The sequence below is a fragment of the Schnuerera sp. genome (assembly GCF_035459645.1).
GTDB lineage: Bacteria > Bacillota > Clostridia > Tissierellales > Tepidimicrobiaceae > Schnuerera.
In genome coordinates this window covers 1-2,050 of record NZ_DATHXO010000464.1, presented here as the reverse complement: position 1 = coordinate 2,050, position 2,050 = coordinate 1, and the positions used below count along the sequence as shown (strand labels likewise).

Sequence of the window (2,050 nt, the reverse complement as noted above, 5' to 3'; positions counted from 1 at the left end):
ATAGATAAATCTTTACCTATTGATTCTAAAGTATTGGCAAGCTCCTTGTTATCTAATATCCTTACGATAATAGCCACCATTTGTTCTCTAGTTACCTTATCATCTGGTTTAAAGGTTGTTGGGCTTGTCCCTTCTATAATTTTATTTTCAAAAGCAGCTTTTACATACTCACAATACCAGCTATCTGATTTTACATCTTCAAAGGCAAGTTCTTTGTTTTTATCTGACTCTAATCCTAAAACCCTGTAGATTAAAGCCATAAATTCTGCTCTAGTAAGTTCTCCATCTGGTTCGAAACTTTCCTCTGTTTTGCCTTCAATAATAGCTCTCTGAGCTAAAAATAGGATATCTTCTTCATATCTATGTTCTTGAATATCCTTGAAGTTTACCTTTAATAATTTTTCTTTCTTTATTGGCTTTTCTATTGGTTCTACTTTAGATTCATCTTTTCTATCTGGTGCAGTTACACTACTACCACCTCCACCTGCTGGAGTAGTATTAGTTATATCTTCACTAGGTTTCTTTTCTGCTGTTTTTATTAAATCTCTAATTCCACTAGTATTTCCTGTTTCTATGTATTTGGCAAGCTTCATTTTATCAGCATTACTCCAACTATTTAGCTCATCTAATTCATTCTTTATATCATCTAAAGTATATCCCTTATTTTCAATAGTATCGATATGATCTTCGGTTATAAATATGTCTAAATCATTTTTTAATTTCTCTATTCCCTCTGCTTCATCATCTAAATAGTCTTTCAATAAATTAGTAGCTAATTTTCTAGTATCCTCATCTACTTTTGATAACTCTCCTAAAAATGCTTCTAAAGCATTTTTATCTATATCAGAAGCAAAAGAAATACTATTAGGTATAAACCAAGCCAACACCATAGAAAAAACCAAAATTGTTACTAATACTTTTCTCATATTCCACCTCCTAAAAAATATTCATTTTAGTCTTTAATAAATAAAAAAAGTTTTTTTCTTTCTTATACTCTATTGGTGAATCAACAATAATTTCTTCATCCTCCAACAGTTTTATTCCATTTAAATATGTTATTCTATTATAGGTTTCTTTATCCACCATTAACTTTAATAAATTAAGACTTTTTTTTACTCTTGGTGATCTTTTGTCTTTTGAATGAGCATCTGTTCCTATAAAATGGATCATATTGTGTTTAATAAGTGTTTCTCCAGTAGATTTTATTCTATCCCCATATTTCCCTTCCAAGCTAGGCAGGTTTAGTTGAGCTAAAGCCCCTTTTTTAATAAAAGTATATAATAGATTAGGATTTTCTATTATTTTAGCATTTCTTTCTGGATGGGCGATTATAGGCACATAACCTTTTAATAATAACTCATATATTAAATCTTCTATAAATAAAGGTATGTCAAACATAGGTAGTTCTATTAATACATACCTGGTATTATTTAGGCTAGATGCTTTTCCCTCTTCTAAATGTTCTAAAATATCCATAGTAGTATAGATTTCATTTCCTAGATATATATCTAAATCTAATCCCCTCTGATAAAGAGCTTTTTTCAATATTTCCAAAATTTCTAAATTTTTCTCTTTAAAAGTATTATCCCAACCTTCAATATAATGAGGTGTAGCGATGACTTTATTTATTCCATTTTCTAAATATATTTTAGCCATTTCTATGGACTCTTCTAAATCCTTTGATCCATCATCCACTTTTGGTAATATATGACTGTGAATATCAATCATAGCTTCTTCTCCTTCTCTTTTTTCTACTTTTATCCTTGCTACCATTATCATAATATGAACTATCATAATATTGACTATAATGGTATTTATAATATCCTCCACTATTGATAGGTACTTTATTTAATACTACCCCTAATATATTGGCTTTAACCTTTTCTAGCAATTCTTTAGACCTTTTAGCAGCAACTATATCTGCTTCACCAACAGAACATACTAATATAGTACCATCAACAATTGTTGATAAAAGAGCACTATCAGTTACTAAACCTACTGGTGGAGTGTCTAATATTATCATATCATATATACTATTCATATTATCAAT

The 2,050-nt window shown here is 29.2% G+C and carries 3 protein-coding genes; all 3 read right to left on the bottom strand.

From position 1 onward, the window contains the following. Window positions 1-926 (bottom strand): S-layer homology domain-containing protein (locus VK998_RS10925; protein WP_325228227.1); only part of this gene is annotated, 926 nt, incomplete at its 3' end. 10 nt (window positions 927-936) lie between these two features. Next, a complete protein-coding gene (locus VK998_RS10920; RefSeq protein ID WP_325228225.1) occupies window positions 937-1,794 on the bottom strand; it encodes a tyrosine-protein phosphatase in 858 nt (285 codons plus the stop codon). Continuing rightward, on the bottom strand, window positions 1,721-2,050 hold a 330-nt coding region (locus VK998_RS10915; protein ID WP_475513937.1), incomplete at its 5' end, for a P-loop NTPase family protein. The genes VK998_RS10915 and VK998_RS10920, both read right to left, overlap by 74 nt.

What these genes read in the sequence shown, in the direction of transcription:
- VK998_RS10920 (WP_325228225.1), bottom strand. Translation starts at nt 1,794, where the DNA reads ATGATAGTTCATATTATGATAATGGTAGCAAGGATAAAAGTAGAAAAA.